The following is a 16,235-nucleotide window of genomic DNA, read 5'->3' as shown; positions in this document are numbered from 1 at the left end:
ACCCGGCCCGCCGTTCCCGGTGGGGGCGGGAGCGGAGGGCCGGGCGGTGCGGGGGCCGGGACGTACGGGACCTCCCGGCGGAGGCGACTCCGTACGGCGCGGACGGATCCGTGTACGGATGGATCCCTTGACGGTCGGGCGTCGGAACGGTCAGGTGACGGTGCAGACCGGCGTCGAGGCGGTGTCCGGCGGGCCGCCCGACGCCACGTAGCCGAAGGTGGCCGAGGCGCCGGGCGCCAGCGAGCCGTTCGAGTCGGCGTTGTGGACCATCACCTGCTGGCCGCCGTAGGTGGCGTTGCCGTTCCAGAGGCTGTCGACCTTCTGCCCGTTCGGCAGGGCGAACTCGACCATCCAGCCGAGGATCGGGTGGGTGCTGGTGTTCTTCACCGTGATCTGGGTCTGGTAGCCGCCCGTCCAGGAACCGACGGTCGTGCGGGTGGCGGTGCAGGTGCCCGTGGGGTCGGTGGGCGGGTCGGTCGGCGTCGTACCGGGCTCACCGACACCCGTCACCTCGCCCTTGCCACCGTCGAAGACCACGTCGGAGCAGCTGTAGAACGTCTCGTTGCTGTCCGAACGCTGCCACACCATGTAGATGATGTGGCGGCCGCTCTTGTTGCCGGGCAGCTTGCCGGTCCACTTGTAGGCGCCTTCCACGGAGCCCACCGGACCGGTGACGGACGGGTGGTCGACGGTCAGGAACGGCTGCGACTCCAGGTCGTCCCACTTGAAGGTGGCGGTGGGGTTGAAGCCGTCCTTCGTGACGTACACGTAGAACCAACCGGGGTGTGCGGCCCAGGCGTTGTACGAGAAGTCGAGGGACGCGCCGGACGTGAGGTGGGTGAGGGGCCAGTCGTTCCGGTTCTTGTTGAACCCGGAGAAGGTCGGGTTCCCGCCGCTGCACAGCTGACCGTCGGGGATGAACCCCTTGGTGCGGCCCGCCCCGTCGGAGCGCAGCACGGAGAACCAGTTGTAGAGCGGGGTGGTACCGCTCTCGGCGACGGCGGCCTTGCAGGCGGGGTTGATCGGCTTGATCTCACCGGTGCTGGTGAGGCCGTCGCGCCAGCACATGAACGTACGGCTGGCGGGCTGCATGGGGGTGCCGTGCGCGGAGGACGGTTCGCTGCCGGTGACGACGAGCAGCAGGGCGGGGAAGAGGGCGAGGAGGGAGAGGAGTGCGACTCTGTGCGGGCGTAACCACCGCAGCGGGGTCCGTGGGGGGCGTGTCATCGCGCGATCCCTTCGAGCGGGTATGACAGCTGGCGGAATGGGAGCGCTCCCATTGCGGAACGTAGCGCTGCGGCCGGATGCTGTAAACGCCTGCGGAAGGATTTGTTGAGGGAAGGTTCCGGGAGGCTTGCCCTGGTCGTCTGGACACCCCGGGCCCGTGCGACGGACAATCAGTTGTGTGACCTCCTCCTTCGAGTCCCCGGCCTGTCCCGCGCGGCTTTCGGACGCCGAACGCGACCGAGCCCTGGCGGTGCTCAGGGAAGGCGCGGCGCAGGGCAAGCTGTCGCACGACACCTTCCTGCGCCGGATGGACCTGGTGCTGGCGGCGCGCAGGGCCGACGAGCTGAAGCTGCTCACCGCCGACCTGGAGACGGAAAACCCGTGGTCCCGCCGGGTGTTCGGCACGGTGCGGCGGATGTCGTCGTTCTCGCAGCGGATGCGCAGGGTGTGGCAGGCCGAGCGGCTGCCGAAGCTGCTGCTGCCCGAGATAGGCGCGTATCCGCTGCGGATCGGCCGTGACTCGGTGAACGGTCTGCGGCTCAGCCATGACACGGTCTCGCGGCTGCACGCCGAACTGGCCCTGCAGGGCGGTCAGTGGGTCCTGCGCGACCTGGGTTCGACGAACGGTACGACGGTCAACGGCCGACGGGTGATCACGACGGCGGTGGTGCGGGACGGGGACACGGTGAGCTTCGGCCAGATGAGCTTCCGGCTCGCCACCCACCCTTCGGAGGCGGCGCGCCGGCACCTGGGCGCCTGAACTCCGCCCGGGTTCCCGGACCTTTGGCATTCCGCCGCGGGTGACGGCACCGTTGTCGTGCCCGCGTGCGCGGACACCACGACCGTCCGCCGCGCCGGCGGCTCCCCGTCACTCCGCGCGGCTCAGCAGTGCCACCGGCCGGTCCGTGAACAGCTTCGCCACCGCCACCGGTCCGCCCCCCTCGTACGTCCGCCCCGGTGACGCCAGCGCGTCCTCCCACCGGCCCGGCGGCAGCACCAGCTCCGTCGCTCCCCAGCCGCCCGCCTCCGCGAGCCGCAGCGGCAGCCGCGTCACCGCCGTGATCACCTCGCCCCTCCGGCAGAACGCCAGGCAGTGTTCCGCCGCCGGCCCCGTCGCGTGCAGCGGGGAGTACGTGCCCGACTCGCCGAAGGCCCGGGGCCGCCGCGCGCGCAGCGCCAGCGCCGCCGTCGTCACCACCGTCTTCTCGTCGGGCGGCCCGAGCCGGAACGGCTGCCGGTTGTCCGGGTCCACCAGCGCGAAGTACTCCCGCTCCGTGCCCTGGTAGAGGTCCGGCACGCCCGGCATCGTCAGGTGCACCAACGCGGCCCCCAGCGCGCTCGCGCGGGCGTACGGACCGAGCGCGCGGCTGAGCTCCGCGACCGTCCGCCGTCCCGCGCCCGCCGGCCCCGCCGCCACGAAGTCGGTCACCGCCCGCTCGTACAGCGGATCCGGCTCCGTCCAGCTCGTGTGCAGCCCCGCCTCCCGTACGGCCTTCAGCAGCGCGGGCACCATACGGGCGCCGTCCGGCGTGGCGGCCTCCCCGCTCGGCGTGAACCCGACGGCCGTCTGCCAGGCCTGCCACGCCAGGTGCGGATCCGGCGCCACCGTCCTCGCCACCCGCTCCAGGAACCGGTCCCAGCGGTCCGGGCACTGCGACAGCACGGCGATCGCGGCCCGGACGTCCGCGCTGCGCTTGGTGTCGTGCGTGGTCAGTACCGTGCCCGTGGCGGGCCAGTCGCGCGCCAGCCGGGCACAGAACGCGTGGAACCGCTCCGGGCTCACCGCCGGCAGCCCCGGGTCCCCGCCGACCTCGTTCGCGCTGATCAGCGGCGTGTAGCGGTAGAACGCCGTGTCCTCCACGGACTTGGCGCGCAGGGCCGAGGCGGTCTGGGCGAAGCGCGCGCAGAAGGCGGCGTGCGCGGGGCCGTCGCCGAGCCTGCCGAGCGCCAGGTCCCGCACCACGTCCACGGCCCGTGCCTCCCGCGCCACCGTGAACGCGGCCTTCGCCTGCCGGACGGCGTCCTCCGGGACCGCCGCCTCCGCCGCCTTCGGGCAGGGCCCGCCCGCCGTCGTGTACGGACGGTAGACGGGCACCCGGACCAGCAGCTCCTGGATCGCCGTGCGCAGCGCCCAGGGCGCGTGGTCGCGCAGCGCCGGGTCGGCGGCGCAGATCCGCCGTGCCGTACGGACCAGGAAGTCGGTCTCGGCGGCGAGTTCGTGGATGACGACCTTGTACGCGGCCCTGCGGACCGTGCCCTCCCAGTAGCCGCCCCGGTCGCCGGGCGGCCCGGCCGTCTCCCGGTAGCGCCGCTCCAGCTCCGACGCGCCCGCCGGGTCGGTGAACACCCCGTCGATGTGGCGCAGCGCGTCGTAACCGGTCGTACCGGCGACGGGCCAGCCGGCGGGCAGGGGTTCGTCGTCGGCCAGGATCTTCTCCACGACGATCCAGCAGCCCCCGTCCGCCGGCGGGCGCGCCACGCTCGCGTCCGCCGCCGCGCCCTTCACCGCCCGGTCCGCCGCCGAGCTCGTCGCCTCGTGCAGCCGCCGCAGGTACGCCTCCGGGTCGGCGAGCCCGTCCGGATGGTCGACGCGCAGGCCCTGGACGACACCGTCCCCCACCAGTTCGAGGATCTTGGCATGGGTGGCGGCGAAGACGTCCGGCTCCTCCACCCGGACCGCGATCAGGTCGGAGATGGTGAAGAAGCGGCGGTAGTTGAGTTCCGTACGGGCCAGCCGCCACCAGGCCAGCCGGTAGTGCTGCGCGTCGAGCAGCGCGGGCAACGGCAGGTCCTCGGTGCCGGGGGCGAGCGGGTAGGACTGCTCGCCGTGGTGGAGCAGGCCGTTCCTGACGCGCAACGCGCCCAGTTCGTCCCCGATGGGCGAGGGCAGGACCGGCAGCAGCAGCTTGCCGTCGCCGCCCGCCCAGTCGATGTCGAACCAGTGGGCGTACGGCGAGCCCGGGCCCTCGCGCAGCACCTCCCACAAGGCGTTGTTGTACCGGGGGGCGGCCGCCATGTGGTTGGGCACGATGTCGAGGACGAGCCCGAGCCCGTGCTCCCGGGCGGTCGCGGCCAGCCGGCGCAGTCCCTCCTCGCCGCCCAGCTCGGCCCGCACCCGGGAGTGGTCCGTGACGTCGTAGCCGTGCGTCGATCCGGGTACCGCCTCCAGGACCGGCGACAGGTGCAGGTGCGAGATCCCGAGGGCGGCGAGATACGGCACCGCTTTTCCGGCGGCCGAGAACGGGAAGTCCGGCTGGAGCTGGAGCCTGTAGGTCGCGGTGGGCGTCATACGATCGTACGTACCCAGCCGGGCGCCGAGTGTGTCACCGGCCCCCGCGGCCGGCAGGGCGGCCGGACCGTGTCTGGTGGCGGCCGGCCCTGCCCGGGGCTACGCCGGGCGCATCAGTACCGTCATGCTGCGGCCGGTCATCTTCAGTCGCTCGCCCCCGTCCGCCTTCTCGCCCTGCCCCGGGGGGACCCCCTCCGGCCGGGCCGTGTCCACCACGACCTGCCATTCGTGGCCGATGTCCGCCGGGACCACGAACTCCAGCTCCTCCGCGCTCGCGTTGAACATCAGCAGGAAGGAGTCGTCCGAGATCCGCTCCCCGCGCGGCCCCGGCTCCGAGATCGCCTGGCCGTTCAGGAAGACCGTCATGGCGTTGGCGTGCGCGGCCTGCCAGTCCTGCTGTCTCATCACCTCGCCCTCCGGGGTGAACCACGAGATGTCCGACAGGTCGTCGTGCGTCCCCTCCACCGGACGCCCGTGGAAGAAGCGGCGCCGCCGGAAGACCGGATGGTCGCGGCGCAGCCAGACCATCGCCTGGGTGAAGGCCAGCATGCCGTGGTCGCTCCCCGAGCCCGGTTCGGGCCAGCGGACCCAGGAGACCTCGTTGTCCTGGCAGTACGCGTTGTTGTTGCCGTTCTGCGAGCGGGCGAACTCGTCCCCGTGGCTGATCATCGGCACGCCCTGGGAGAGCATCAGCGTCGCCATGAAGTTGCGCATCTGGCGATCGCGCAGCTCCAGGATCCCCGGATCCTCGGTCGGGCCCTCCGCCCCGCAGTTCCAGGACCGGTTGTGGCTCTCGCCGTCCCGGTTGCCCTCGCTGTTGGCGTCGTTGTGCTTGTCGTTGTACGAGACGAGGTCGTGCAGGGTGAAGCCGTCGTGGCAGGTGGTGAAGTTGATGGAGGCGAGCGGACGCCGCCCGTCGTCCTGGTACAGATCGGACGAGCCGGTCAGCCGGGACGCGAACTCCGCCAGGGTCCTGGGCTCGCCGCGCCACAGATCGCGCACGGTGTCGCGGTACTTGCCGTTCCACTCGGTCCACAGCGGCGGGAAGTTCCCCACCTGGTAGCCGCCCTCGCCCACGTCCCAGGGCTCCGCGATCAGCTTCACCTGGCTGACGACGGGGTCCTGCTGCACGAGGTCGAAGAACGACGACAGCCGGTCCACCTCGTGGAACTGGCGGGCCAGCGTCGCGGCCAGGTCGAAGCGGAAGCCGTCGACGTGCATCTCGGTCACCCAGTACCGCAGCGAGTCCATGATCAGCTGGAGGACGTGCGGGCTGCGCATCAGCAGCGAGTTGCCGGTCCCCGTCGTGTCCATGTAATAGCGCGGATTCTCCGCCAGCCGGTAGTACTGCACGTTGTCCAGGCCCCGGAAGGAGAGCGTCGGACCGAGGTGGTTGCCCTCGGCCGTGTGGTTGTAGACGACGTCGAGAATGACCTCGATGCCCGCCCGGTGCAGCGCCCGGACGGCTTGTTTGAACTCCAGGACCTGCTCGCCCCGGTCGCCCCAGGACGCGTACGCGTTGTGCGGGGCGAAGAACCCGATCGTGTTGTAGCCCCAGTAGTTGCTGAGTCCGGCGTCCACCAACCGGTGGTCGTTGACGAACTGGTGTACGGGCATCAGTTCCAGGGCGGTGACGCCCAGCTCCGTCAGGTGTTCGATCACCGCCGGGTGGGCGAGCCCCGCGTACGTGCCGCGCAGCTCGTCGGGCAGGGCCGGATGGAGCATCGTCAGGCCCTTCACGTGTGCCTCGTAGAGCACCGTTCGGTGGTAGTCCGTCCGCGGCAGCCGGTCGTCCCCCCAGTCGAAGTACGGATTGACGACGACCGACGTCATCGTATGGGGGGCCGAGTCGAGGTCGTTGCGGGAATCCGGCTTGCCGAAGTGGTAGCCGTAGACCGACTCGCCCCACTCGATGGAGCCACTGATCGCACGGGCGTACGGATCGAGGAGCAGCTTGGCGGAGTTGCAGCGGTGGCCGCGCTCCGGCTCGTAGGGGCCGTGCACCCGGAAGCCGTACCGCTGGCCCGGCATGATGCCCGGCAGGTAGGCGTGGCGTACGAAGGCGTCCGTCTCGCGCAGCTCCACCGCCGTTTCTGAACCGTCGTCGTGCAGCAGGCACAACTCGATTCGGTGCGCGACCTCTGAGTAGACCGCGAAGTTGGTGCCGGCGCCGTCGTAGGTGGCGCCGAGGGGATATGTCTGTCCCGGCCAGACCTGCATAGATATGACTCTTCCACTTCTGATCCGGGTGCTGCGGGGGTCTTGGCCCAGATCTTCCCCGAAAGTGGGGCGCTCACCTAGGAACCCGGTGGGGTTCTTGGCCGCTTCTCGGCCGTCCCGGGTGGATGGCGAGGGCCCGTCCGGCGTATAGGGTCAACCGTGGGGGTCAACGTCGCGCATCAGCGCGTCGCTCGGTCCAGGGAGCCGGGATCAGCGGTTCTGTACGGGTACGAGGCTCGGAACGTATCGGGCGCAACTTGTGCGAATCGCCTCACTTCGGTGGAACTGGGCGCCAGGAACGAGCCTCTTGATCAAGGGACTTGAGGAGGAAGCCGGTGCATGAGGCTGCACCTCCTCCGGTCGGCGGAGTACTCTTCCTTGATCGTTGAAGGGGTGGGAAGGCGGTGCGCGGGTGAGCTCGGGAGGGCTGGAGCTGCCCCCTGGTGACGCAGGTCATGCGGGGGAGGCCGGCGACATCCCGCCCGGAACGGTCTCCCTCGCGCGACCGATGGAGATCGGGGCGGAACTGGACTGGGGCGCGGACGCCTGGGCGGAGGTCCGTACGCGCGCGCAGCGGGCCGGACGGGCCTACATCTGGCTGAATCTGGTGGAGCAGCGGCTGCGCGCGGTCGTCGCCGCCGTGCTGCGGCCGATCTACGAGCCGGTCAACGGCGAGGAGTGGGTGGTCGCCGCCGCCGGGCCCGCCGGGCAGGAGTGGGTCCAGCGCGCCGTCGCCGTCCGGGAGGTGTCGCGACGCAAGGGCTATCTGCTCGACCCGGCGGACGACAACGTCCTCAGCTTCCTGACCCTCCCGCAGCTGCGGGAGCTGATGGTCCAGCACTGGCCCTGCTTCGAACCCTATTTCGACGACCGGCGGGACGTGGAGCTGGCGCTGGACGAGCTCGAGGTCGCGCGCAACGTCGTCTCCCGCAACCGCGCGCTCTCCGAGACGGTCCTGGCCCAGGCGGAGCGGGCCGCCGCGCGGCTGCTGGAGATCCTCGGCGGCGGCAGCGGGGTACCGGCGGGCGCGCGGCTGAGCGTGGACGCGGTGGAGGACCTGGTCGGCGACCGGTACGCGGACGTGGTCTCCGTCCATCCCGACCGGGTCAGGCTGCAACGGCAGATCCCGGCGGAGGACCTCTTCGGCGGGGCGCGTCGGGTGGACGCCATCGGCATCGGGCTGAACCTGCTGGTGCAGAACTTCTCCGGGCGGCGGCTGATCCGGCTCGCGGAGTCCGGCTGCCGCATACGGCTGCTGTTCCTCAACCCGGCGAGCAGCGCGGTCCGCCGCCGGGAGCGGGAACTGGGGCTCAAGAAGGGGGAGCTGAGCCGAACGGTGGAGATGAACATCCTTCACATGCGGCGGGTGCGCTCCAGACTGCGTGATCCGGGTGCCTTCGAGATCCATGTCTTCGACGAGACCCCGCGCTTCACCGCCTATCTCGTGGACGGCGACGGCGCGGACGGCCTCGCCGTCGTCCAGTCGTATCTGCGCCGGGCGCGCGGGATGGAGGCGCCCGTGCTGGTCCTGCGGGGCGGCGGGCGTGGTGTGGTGCGGTCGGGGCAGGAGCCGGAGAACGGACTCTTCCAGACGTACCGCGAGGAGTTCGACTCCGTCTGGACGGACTCCCGGCCGGTGTCCTGACGCGGGAGCGGGGGCTCCTGACGAGGATTCGGCGGGCGGCGGCCCGTGCGGCGGGCCAGGCGGCGTTGTCAGTGGCGCGTGGCAGGGTTGTGTCGGTCGGGGGAAGCACCACCGCCGGTCCGTCGAGGCACCGGCGCACGAGGGGAGGGGTCATCATGACGTGGCACGGTGAACCGCTGGCCGGGTTCGACCTGGAGACGACCGGCACGGATCCGCTCGAGGCGCGGATCGTCTCGGCTGCGGTGATCGAGGTCCGGGGCGACGAGGTGATCCGGCGGCGGAGCTGGCTCGCCGATCCCGGGGTCCGCATCCCCGAGCAGGCGTCCGCGGTGCACGGCATCAGCAGCGAACGGGCGGCGGCGGAGGGGCGCCCGGCGCGGGAGGTGGCCGGCGAGATCGCCGGTGTCCTGGCCGGGTGCTGGGCGCGCGGGGTGCCGGTCGTGGCGTACAACGCGCCGTTCGACCTGACGCTGCTCGCCGCCGAGCTGCGGCGGCACGGCCTGCCGCCGCTCGACCGGGTCGGCCCGGTGATCGACCCGTACACGATCGACCGCGCCGTCGACCGCTACCGACGGGGCAAGCGCACGCTGGAGGCGGTCTGCGGGGAGTACGGGGTGGTGCTGGACGCGGCCCACGACGCCGCCGCGGACGCCCTGGCGGCGGTCCGGGTGGCCGTGGCGATAGCCGGGCGCCATGCCTCGGTGGCCGCGCTGGCGCCGCCGGAGCTGCATGAGCGTCAGATCCGGTGGTACGCGGACTGGGCGGCGGACTTCCAGAGCTTCCTGCGCCGCAAGGGGAACGCGGACGCGGTGGTCGACGCGGTGTGGCCGCTCAGGGCGGTGGCGCCGGCGAACGCGTCGTGAGGCGAGGACCGCGCGGTGACCGTCGCCGCGACCGCGTGGCCGATGGTGCCGGGGGCGGGTCAGAACGGGTGCCAGCGGACCTCCGGGTCCTCGGCGCGCAGGGAGGCGACGCGGCGGCGGAACTCGGCGAGCGCCTTCGGGTTGACCGGTGCGTGCTGGGCGACCCAGGCGCAGCTGGCCGTCTCCCGGGCACCGCGCAGGACCGGGCAGCCCGGCCAGTCGCGCACGTCCCAGCCGTAGACCTCGGTGAAGGTGTCGTACGCCTCGGCGGGCAGCCCGTAGCGGTCGCGGGAGAGGGCCATGACGACCAGGTCGTGCTCGCGGAAGTCCACGGAGAAGGTCTCCAGGTCGACCAGGACGGGTCCGTCCGGTCCGACCTGGACGTTGCGCGGCAGCGCGTCGCCGTGGATCGGGCCCGGCGGCAGGTGCGGGGCGAGCGCGGTGGCGGCCTTCGCGAAGCCGTCCCTGCGCCCGCGCAGGTACTCCGCGTCGGCCGGGTCGATCGCGTCGCCGGCGATCCGCAGCCAGCGTTCGACCCCGCCCAGCAGTTCGCGGCGGGGCAGGTCGAACGAGGGCGCGGGCAGCGCGTGGACCAGCCGCAGCAGCGATGCCAGGTCCCGCGGTCCGGCGGGGCGTACGGCGTCCGGCAGCCGGTGCCAGAGCGTGACCGGATGCCCGGCCGCGATCCGTGGACCGGGCTCCGCCGCGCGTACGGCCGGGACTCCGCACTCCGCGAGCCACGACGCGACCGCGACCTCGCGCCGGGCGCGGTCCAGCAGTTCGGGGTGGTCCGCGGCGTCCCGGCCGACCTTGACGACCAGGCCGTCCGCCTGGAAGACGGCGTTCTCGCCGAGGGCCAGCAGTTCCGCCCCCGCCGGCAGTCCCGCCTCCGCCATGACCTGCCGCGCCCGTGCCTCGTCCATCGCCCGCCCGCTCTTGTCCTCCGACCGCCGCGCGTGTCCTCGGACAGGCGCGCGGGGATCCCGTACGGATCCGCACAGAGTGTCGCATCCGCCCGGAGGCCGTGCCGCGGCCCGTCCCGCCGCCGCTGGGGACGGGACGCCAAATAAGTTGCACGAGACGTCTCGTCTCGCCTACGGTCGGGCCATGACCGCAGCCACCAAGCCCGCGCACATCGCCATGTTCTCCATCGCCGCCCACGGCCATGTGAACCCCAGCCTCGAAGTGATCCGGGAGCTGGTCGACCGGGGGCACCGCGTGAGCTACGCGATCCCCGCCGTCTTCGCCGAGAAGATCGCGGCCACCGGCGCCCGGCCGGTGACCTACACCTCCGTCCTGCCGACCCCCGACGACGATCCCTCCGCCTGGGGCACGGAACTCATCGACAACGTGGAGCCGTTCCTGACCGACGCGATCCAGGCCTTGCCGCAGCTCGCCGCGGCGTTCGAGGACGACCGTCCGGACCTCGTCCTCGGCGACACCACCTCCTTCCCGGCGCGCGTCCTCGCCCACCGCTGGGACGTGCCGTTCATCCAGTTCTCGACGCACATGGTCGCCTGGGAGGGATACGAGGAGGAGGTCGGCGAACCGATGACGGCCCAGCTCATGTCGACCGAACGCGGTCGCGCCTACCGGGCCCGATTCGCGCGCTGGCTGACGGAGAACGGCATGGACCACATGGACCAGGACCGGTTCACCGGCCGGCCCGACCACTCCCTCGTACTGATCCCGAAGGTCCTGCAGTACAAGGCGGACCAGGTGGACGAATCCGTGTACACCTTCGTCGGCGCCTGCCTGCCCCGGCGCGAACGGCGGGCGCGGTGGCAACGGCCCGCCGGGGCGGAGAAGGTGCTGCTGGTCTCGCTCGGTTCCGCGTTCACCAAGCAGCCCGCGTTCTACCGGACCTGCGCCGAGGCGTTCGGCGACCTGCCGGGCTGGCACGTGGTGCTCCAGATCGGCGCCCATGTGGACGAGGCCGAACTCGGGCCCGTACCCGCCAACGTGGAGGTGCGTCACTGGGTGCCGCAGGTATCCGTCCTCGAACAGGCCGACGCCTTCATCACCCACGCGGGCGCGGGCGGCAGCAAGGAGGGCCTGGCGACGGCCACCCCGATGGTCGCCGTCCCGCAGGCCGCCGACCAGTTCGGGAACGCGGACACGCTGGTCGGGCTGGGAGTGGCGCGGCGCGTCGACCTGGCGGACGCGACCCCCGAGACGCTGCGTGCCGCGGTCCTGGCCCTGGCCGAGGATCCCGACGTGGCCCGCAGGCTCGCGGAGATCAGCGCCGGCATGGAACGGGAGGGCGGCACCGCGCGCGCGGCGGACCTGATCGAGGCGGCCCTGCCGGTGGCCTGACCGTGCCTGACCCGGAGCCGGACACCGCCAACGGGTTTCGGGAGCGACCGGCCCGGGGGACGATCGTTCATGAGACGGCCGCCGTGCTCGCCCCCACGGAGCGCGGCGGCCGTCGCCCCGCGCCTATCGTGTGCCCATGACCACGACGTATGCGGCGCTGCTGCGCGGAATCAATGTCGGCGGCCACAAACGCGTCCCGATGGCCGACCTCCGCACGCTGCTCACCGGACTCGGGCACGGCGATGTCCGTACGTACCTCCAGAGCGGCAACGCCGTCTTCACCAGTGCCGTGGACGACGAGGAGGAGCTGGCCGCGGGTCTGGAACGCGCCGTCGAAGAGCGGTTCGGCTTCTCCGTGGACTGCCTGGTGCGCGGCGGCCCCTACCTGCGGGCCGTGGCCGGCGCCTGTCCCTTTCCCGCGGCCGGGCTGGAGGGCCGACAGCTCCACCTCACGTTCCTGTCCGAACAGGTGGCGCCCGAACGGCTGGCGGCACTCGACCCGGAGACGTACCGCCCGGACGAGGTCCGGATCGGCGACCGCGTGCTCTACCTGTACACCCCCGGCGGAGTCGGCCGCTCCAAGCTCGCCGAGGCCCTGAGCAGGCCCGCCCTGGTCAAGGGCGCCACGGCCACCAGCCGCAACTGGAACACCGTCGTCAAGCTGGTGGAGCTGACCCGTGGCCGACCGTAGGTCCGTGGTCTCCGCCGCCATCGAGGCCGAGCTGCGGCTGCTCGACCCGGCGGTCCGCTCGTCCCCGGAACTCCTGGCGGAACTGCTGCACCCGGACTTCCGGGAGTACGGAGTGTCCGGCCGGGAGTGGGACCGGGACGCGATCATCGCCCGGTCGACTGAGGCGGCCACGTCAGGCCGGGCGGGCCAGTTCCAGGGGGCTCGGGGCGGTGATCGCCTCGTCGTAGCGGCGCAGGAGGAGGCGCGCCAGTTCCGGGGCCGCGCCCAGGACCCCGGCCAGGACGTCCGCGCCGGCCCGCCGCGCGCCGCGAGCGATGCGGTCCGGGAGCAAGCCGGGGGCGATGACGTACGGGGCGACCGCCACGCGCGCCGCGCCCGCCGCGCGCAGCTCGCGCACCGCGTCCTCGGTGCGCGGAAGGGATGCGGAGGCGAACGCGGGCCGCACGGCGCACCAACCGGTGTGCCGCCACTCCCGCGCGATTTCAGCGATCACCGCGATCGCCTCCGGGTCGGAGGAGCCCGCCGAGGCCAGCACGACCCCGGTCGAGGCCCGGTCGCCGGGCGCCACCCCGGCCTCGTACAGCCGCCGTTCCAGAGCGGCCGTCAGCAGGGGCGCCGGGCCGAGGACCGCCGCCTGCCGGACCACCAGGCGCGGATGGCGGGCCGACGCCTCGCGCAGGACCGCCGGGATGTCCGTCTTGGCGTGGAACGCCCGCGTCAGCAGCAGCGGCAGCGCGATCACCTCCCGTACGCCGGTCCGCGCCAGCCGGTCGAGCAGCCGCTCCACCGACGGGGCGTCGAAGTCCAGGAACCCCGTCTCCACGCGCACCCCGGGCCGCAGCGACCGCAGCCGCCCGGCCAGGGCACGCACGGTCGCCGCGTGGCGGGGGTCCCGGCTGCCGTGCGCGACGACCAGCAGGACCGGCGGCGGGGCGAGGGGGCCCGGAAGACGGACCGGACGGGGCAGGAGCACGCGGATCAGCTCTTCACCAGCAGACCGCGGCCGCGCAGGACCCGCCGCTCCAGCGGGCTGAAGATCAGCAGGTCGATGGCGATACCGACGACGAGGATCAGGAAGATGGCGAGGAACACCATCGACATGCTGCTGGCGGTCCGGCCGTTCTCCAGCAACTGACCGAGGCCCACCCCGAGCTCCGGCGACGACGCGATGATCTCCGCGGCCATCAGCGAACGCCACGAGAACGCCCAGCCCTGCTTGAGCCCCGACAGATAGCCGGGCAGCGCGGCGGGCAGCACGATGTGCCAGGTGCCCCGCAGCCCGGTCGCGCCCAGCGTGCGCCCGGCGCGCAGGAACAGCGGCGGCACCTGGTCCACGCCGGAGACCAGGCCGTTGGCGATCGACGGGACCGCGCCGAGCAGGATCACCGCGTACATCATGGAGTCGTTCAGGCCCAGCCAGATCACGGCGGGCGGCACCCAGGCCACCGACGGCAGCGACTGGAGACCGGACAGGATCGGGCCGATGGCCGCGCGGACGACCTTGACCCGGGCCACCAGCAGCCCCAGCGGGGTGCCGATCGCCAGCGCCAGCAGGAAGCCCAGCAGGCCGCGCGAGACGCTGGTCCAGATGTAGTCGACCAGCGTGCCCTGGAGCCAGGCGTCGGACACCTCGCCCCACACCGCGCCCGGCGACGGCAGCTTGTAGCTGTCGGTGACCTTCGCCCAGACCAGCAACTGCCACACCAGCAGCACCAGCACGACCGCGACGGCCGGGGGCAGCACCTTCTCGACGAGGGTCTGGCGCAGCGGGGCGCGCCGGGGGGTGACGCTGTCGAGCGCGTCGAGACCGGCGCCGAGTCCGGCCAGTTCGCGCTCCCGCGCCACGTCGTCCGTTCCGGAGGACGCCTCGGGAGCCGTCACGGAGGACGCCCCGGGAGCCGTCCCGGCGGCCGTGCCGGGGTACGCTCCGGGGCCCGTCCCGGCGGGCCCCGCCGGCTCCTTCTCCTTCTGCGACGTCGTGTCAGTGCTGGCCATGGCGGCGGATCTCCCCACGAAGTTCCTCGGTGATCTCGACGGACAGCTCCGCCACGGCGGCGTCCTCGATACGGCGCGGCTGCGGGATGTCCACCCGCCACTCACGGGCCACCCGCCCGGGCCGCGACGACAGCAGGACGACACGCTCGGCGAGCCGTACCGCCTCCCGCACGTTGTGCGTGACGAACAGCACCGACACCTCGGTCTCCCGCCAGATCCGGGTCAGCTCCTCGTGCAGCACGTCCCGGGTGATGGCGTCGAGCGCCGCGAACGGCTCGTCCATCAGCAGCAGCCGGCTGTCCTGCGCCAGCGCGCGCGCCAGCGCGACCCGCTGGCGCATGCCGCCGGACAGTTCGTGCACCCGCTTGCCGTACGCGCCCTCCAGCCGGACGAGTTCCAGCAGCCGTTCCGCCTCGGGGCGCCGGTCCTGCTTGGACACCCCGCGCAGCCGCAGCGCCAGTTCGACGTTCCTGCCCGCGGTCAGCCACGGGAAGAGCGCGTGCTCCTGGAACATCAGCGCGGGCCGGCCGTCGGTCTCGATGGATCCGGCGGACGGCGCGTCGAGCCCGGCCACCAGGTTCAGCAGCGTGGACTTGCCGCACCCGGACGCGCCCAGGAGCGTCACGAACTCGCCCGGCGCCACGTCGAGCGTGATGTCGTCCAGCACGAGCTGCTGTCCGTTGGGCGTGGGAAAGGACTTCGAGACGTGGGCGATCCGGGCGGCGTGGTCCACCGCCGGAGCGCCCGCGGCGGCCTTGGCGAGGGTGGACGCCATGGTCGTCACCTCCTGTTACTTCGCGCCGAGACCGGCGTCGGAGACTGCGGGCCTGCCCTCGTCCTTGAGGACCTTGTTCAGCGGCTTCAGGTCGTAGATCCCCTTCAGGTTCGGCTTCTCGAGCAGTCCCGCCTGCACCGCGTGGTCGGCCTCGGCCTGGAGCGTCGTGGCCAGCGGGTCGTCGGTGAACTGGATCGACTTCCAGGCCGGGTCGAGCACCTCCGGCGGCAGCGCCTTGCCGCTGAGCGTCTTCAGCGCCTTGTTGGCGGACTCCTTGGCCCGGTCCGGGTTGTCGTGGATGTAGGCGTTGGCCTTCAGCGAACCGCGCAGCACGGCCTCGACCACGTCCGGGTGCTCCTTCAGGAACGTCTGCGACACGATGATGTTCGTGATCACGAACTTCTTGTCCGGCCACAGCGAGGACTCGTCCAGGATCTCCTTGGCGCCCTCCGCGACCAGCTTGGACGCGGTCGGCTCCGGCACCCACGCGCCGTCGATGGACCCGGACTTGTAGGCGTCCGGAGTGATCTTGTTGTCCGTGCGGACGACCGAGACATCGCCCTTGCCGGACTGCGCGTCGACCTTCCAGCCCTTCTCGGCGATCCAGTTGAGGAACGCCACGTCCTGCGTGTTGCCCAGCTGCGGGGTGGCGATCCTCTTGCCCTTGACGTCGTCCAGCGTCTTGATCTTCTTGGGGTTGACGACGAGCTTCACCCCGCCCGAGGCGGCCCCGCCGATGATGCGCAGGCTGTTGCCGTCCGTCTGCGTGTAGCCGTTGATGGCGGGGGAGGGGCCGATGAAACCGATGTCGATGCTGCGCCCGTTGAGGGCCTCGATCTCGGAGGGGCCGGCGTTGAAGGTCGTGGTGGACAGCTTCGTACCGCCCAGTTCCTTCTGGAAGATGCCCTGCTGCACGCCGACCAGGGCGGTGGCGTGGGTGAGGTTCGGGAAGTAGCCGATCCTCACCGTGTCGGCCGAGAGCGCCTTGCCGGCCGCGGCGGGTCCTGGCCGGTCCTCGCTCTTGTCCGCCTGGGAGCCGTAGCCGCAGGAAGTCAGGACGACGGCGAGCAGGGGCAGCGCGGCGAGCGTGGCGCGGCGGCGGCGCGCGGTGGTGCGGATCGCAGACACGGGAGGGGGTCCTCTCGGTGACCCGGTGCTCACGCCCCGCGGGTACGGGGCGTGGCCGGGAGTTCGGCAGGTCTTCGCCGGTACGG

At 72.2% G+C, this 16,235-nt stretch carries 13 protein-coding genes and 1 pseudogene; 6 read left to right on the top strand and 8 right to left on the bottom strand.

Features of this window, described 5'->3' with window-relative positions:
- Nucleotides 1-150: 150 nt before the first annotated feature.
- Entirely contained in the window at nt 151-1,227 is a 1,077-nt protein-coding gene (locus IG02_RS0125135; protein ID WP_030752435.1) for a lytic polysaccharide monooxygenase, read from the bottom strand.
- A 178-nt stretch (nt 1,228-1,405) separates the two neighbouring features.
- On the opposite strand from IG02_RS0125135, the gene IG02_RS0125130 reads away from it, so the two are divergent.
- The gene (locus IG02_RS0125130) at nt 1,406-1,987 is read left to right on the top strand and encodes a DUF1707 and FHA domain-containing protein (protein WP_030752432.1); all 582 of its coding nucleotides are present in this window, start codon (nt 1,406-1,408) and stop codon (nt 1,985-1,987) included.
- Between the two features lie 108 nt (nt 1,988-2,095).
- Here IG02_RS0125130 and treY read toward each other — a convergent pair whose 3' ends face one another.
- Together treY and glgX are read right to left on the bottom strand one after the other, a co-directional pair.
- Entirely contained in the window at nt 2,096-4,516 is a 2,421-nt protein-coding gene (gene treY / locus IG02_RS0125125) for a malto-oligosyltrehalose synthase (protein WP_030752429.1), read from the bottom strand.
- Between the two features lie 99 nt (nt 4,517-4,615).
- Nucleotides 4,616-6,736 (bottom strand): glycogen debranching protein GlgX, encoded by a 2,121-nt coding sequence (gene glgX / locus IG02_RS0125120; protein ID WP_030752426.1) that lies wholly within the window; start codon nt 6,734-6,736, stop codon nt 4,616-4,618.
- Nucleotides 6,737-7,148: 412 nt separating this feature from the next.
- Here glgX and IG02_RS0125115 point away from each other — a divergent pair, with 412 nt between their 5' ends.
- Nucleotides 7,149-8,381 carry an SAV2148 family HEPN domain-containing protein gene (locus tag IG02_RS0125115; RefSeq protein ID WP_037804142.1) on the top strand — a complete coding sequence of 411 codons (1,233 nt, stop codon included), beginning with the start codon at nt 7,149-7,151 and terminating at the stop codon, nt 8,379-8,381.
- A gap of 155 nt (nt 8,382-8,536) precedes the next feature.
- Nucleotides 8,537-9,244 carry a 3'-5' exonuclease gene (locus IG02_RS0125110; RefSeq protein ID WP_030752420.1) on the top strand — a complete coding sequence of 236 codons (708 nt, stop codon included), beginning with the start codon at nt 8,537-8,539 and terminating at the stop codon, nt 9,242-9,244.
- A gap of 59 nt (nt 9,245-9,303) precedes the next feature.
- Here the strand turns inward: IG02_RS0125110 and IG02_RS0125105 are convergent, their stop codons facing one another.
- Nucleotides 9,304-10,167: an aminoglycoside phosphotransferase family protein gene (locus IG02_RS0125105; protein ID WP_030752417.1), complete on the bottom strand. Its 864-nt coding sequence runs from the start codon at nt 10,165-10,167 to the stop codon at nt 9,304-9,306.
- A gap of 184 nt (nt 10,168-10,351) precedes the next feature.
- Here IG02_RS0125105 and mgt point away from each other — a divergent pair, with 184 nt between their 5' ends.
- The 3 genes and pseudogenes from mgt to IG02_RS39810 all read left to right on the top strand — a co-directional run.
- Nucleotides 10,352-11,560, top strand: coding sequence for a macrolide-inactivating glycosyltransferase (mgt, locus tag IG02_RS0125100; protein ID WP_030752414.1), 1,209 nt, complete (start codon nt 10,352-10,354; stop codon nt 11,558-11,560).
- A gap of 136 nt (nt 11,561-11,696) precedes the next feature.
- Complete coding sequence (locus IG02_RS0125095; RefSeq protein WP_030752411.1) at nt 11,697-12,251, top strand: DUF1697 domain-containing protein; 555 nt, start codon at nt 11,697-11,699, stop codon at nt 12,249-12,251.
- Nucleotides 12,238-12,381, top strand: a pseudogene (locus tag IG02_RS39810) (DUF4440 domain-containing protein); the annotation flags it as partial. The gene IG02_RS0125095 and the pseudogene IG02_RS39810, both read left to right, overlap by 14 nt.
- A gap of 42 nt (nt 12,382-12,423) precedes the next feature.
- Here IG02_RS39810 and IG02_RS0125090 read toward each other — a convergent pair.
- From IG02_RS0125090 to IG02_RS0125075, 4 genes are read right to left on the bottom strand one after another with little or no spacing between them, the layout of a single operon-like run.
- Nucleotides 12,424-13,224, bottom strand: a complete 801-nt coding sequence (locus IG02_RS0125090) for a sirohydrochlorin chelatase (RefSeq protein ID WP_234314902.1) — start codon at nt 13,222-13,224, stop codon at nt 12,424-12,426.
- A 5-nt stretch (nt 13,225-13,229) separates the two neighbouring features.
- Nucleotides 13,230-14,246 carry an ABC transporter permease gene (locus tag IG02_RS0125085; protein WP_078854791.1) on the bottom strand — a complete coding sequence of 339 codons (1,017 nt, stop codon included), beginning with the start codon at nt 14,244-14,246 and terminating at the stop codon, nt 13,230-13,232.
- Nucleotides 14,233-15,030 carry an ABC transporter ATP-binding protein gene (locus IG02_RS0125080; RefSeq protein WP_078854790.1) on the bottom strand — a complete coding sequence of 266 codons (798 nt, stop codon included), beginning with the start codon at nt 15,028-15,030 and terminating at the stop codon, nt 14,233-14,235. Before IG02_RS0125080 ends, IG02_RS0125085 begins: the two co-directional genes overlap by 14 nt.
- 6 nt (nt 15,031-15,036) lie before the next feature.
- Nucleotides 15,037-16,149, bottom strand: a complete 1,113-nt coding sequence (locus IG02_RS0125075) for an aliphatic sulfonate ABC transporter substrate-binding protein (protein WP_030752399.1) — start codon at nt 16,147-16,149, stop codon at nt 15,037-15,039.
- Nucleotides 16,150-16,235 lie beyond the last annotated feature (86 nt).

Origin of the sequence: Streptomyces sp. NRRL F-5135 (genome assembly GCF_000719775.1) — a bacterium.
Lineage (GTDB): Bacteria > Actinomycetota > Actinomycetes > Streptomycetales > Streptomycetaceae > Streptomyces > Streptomyces hebeiensis.
Note: the sequence above shows the minus strand (reverse complement) of the source record. Positions and strands in the feature narration are given on the sequence as shown.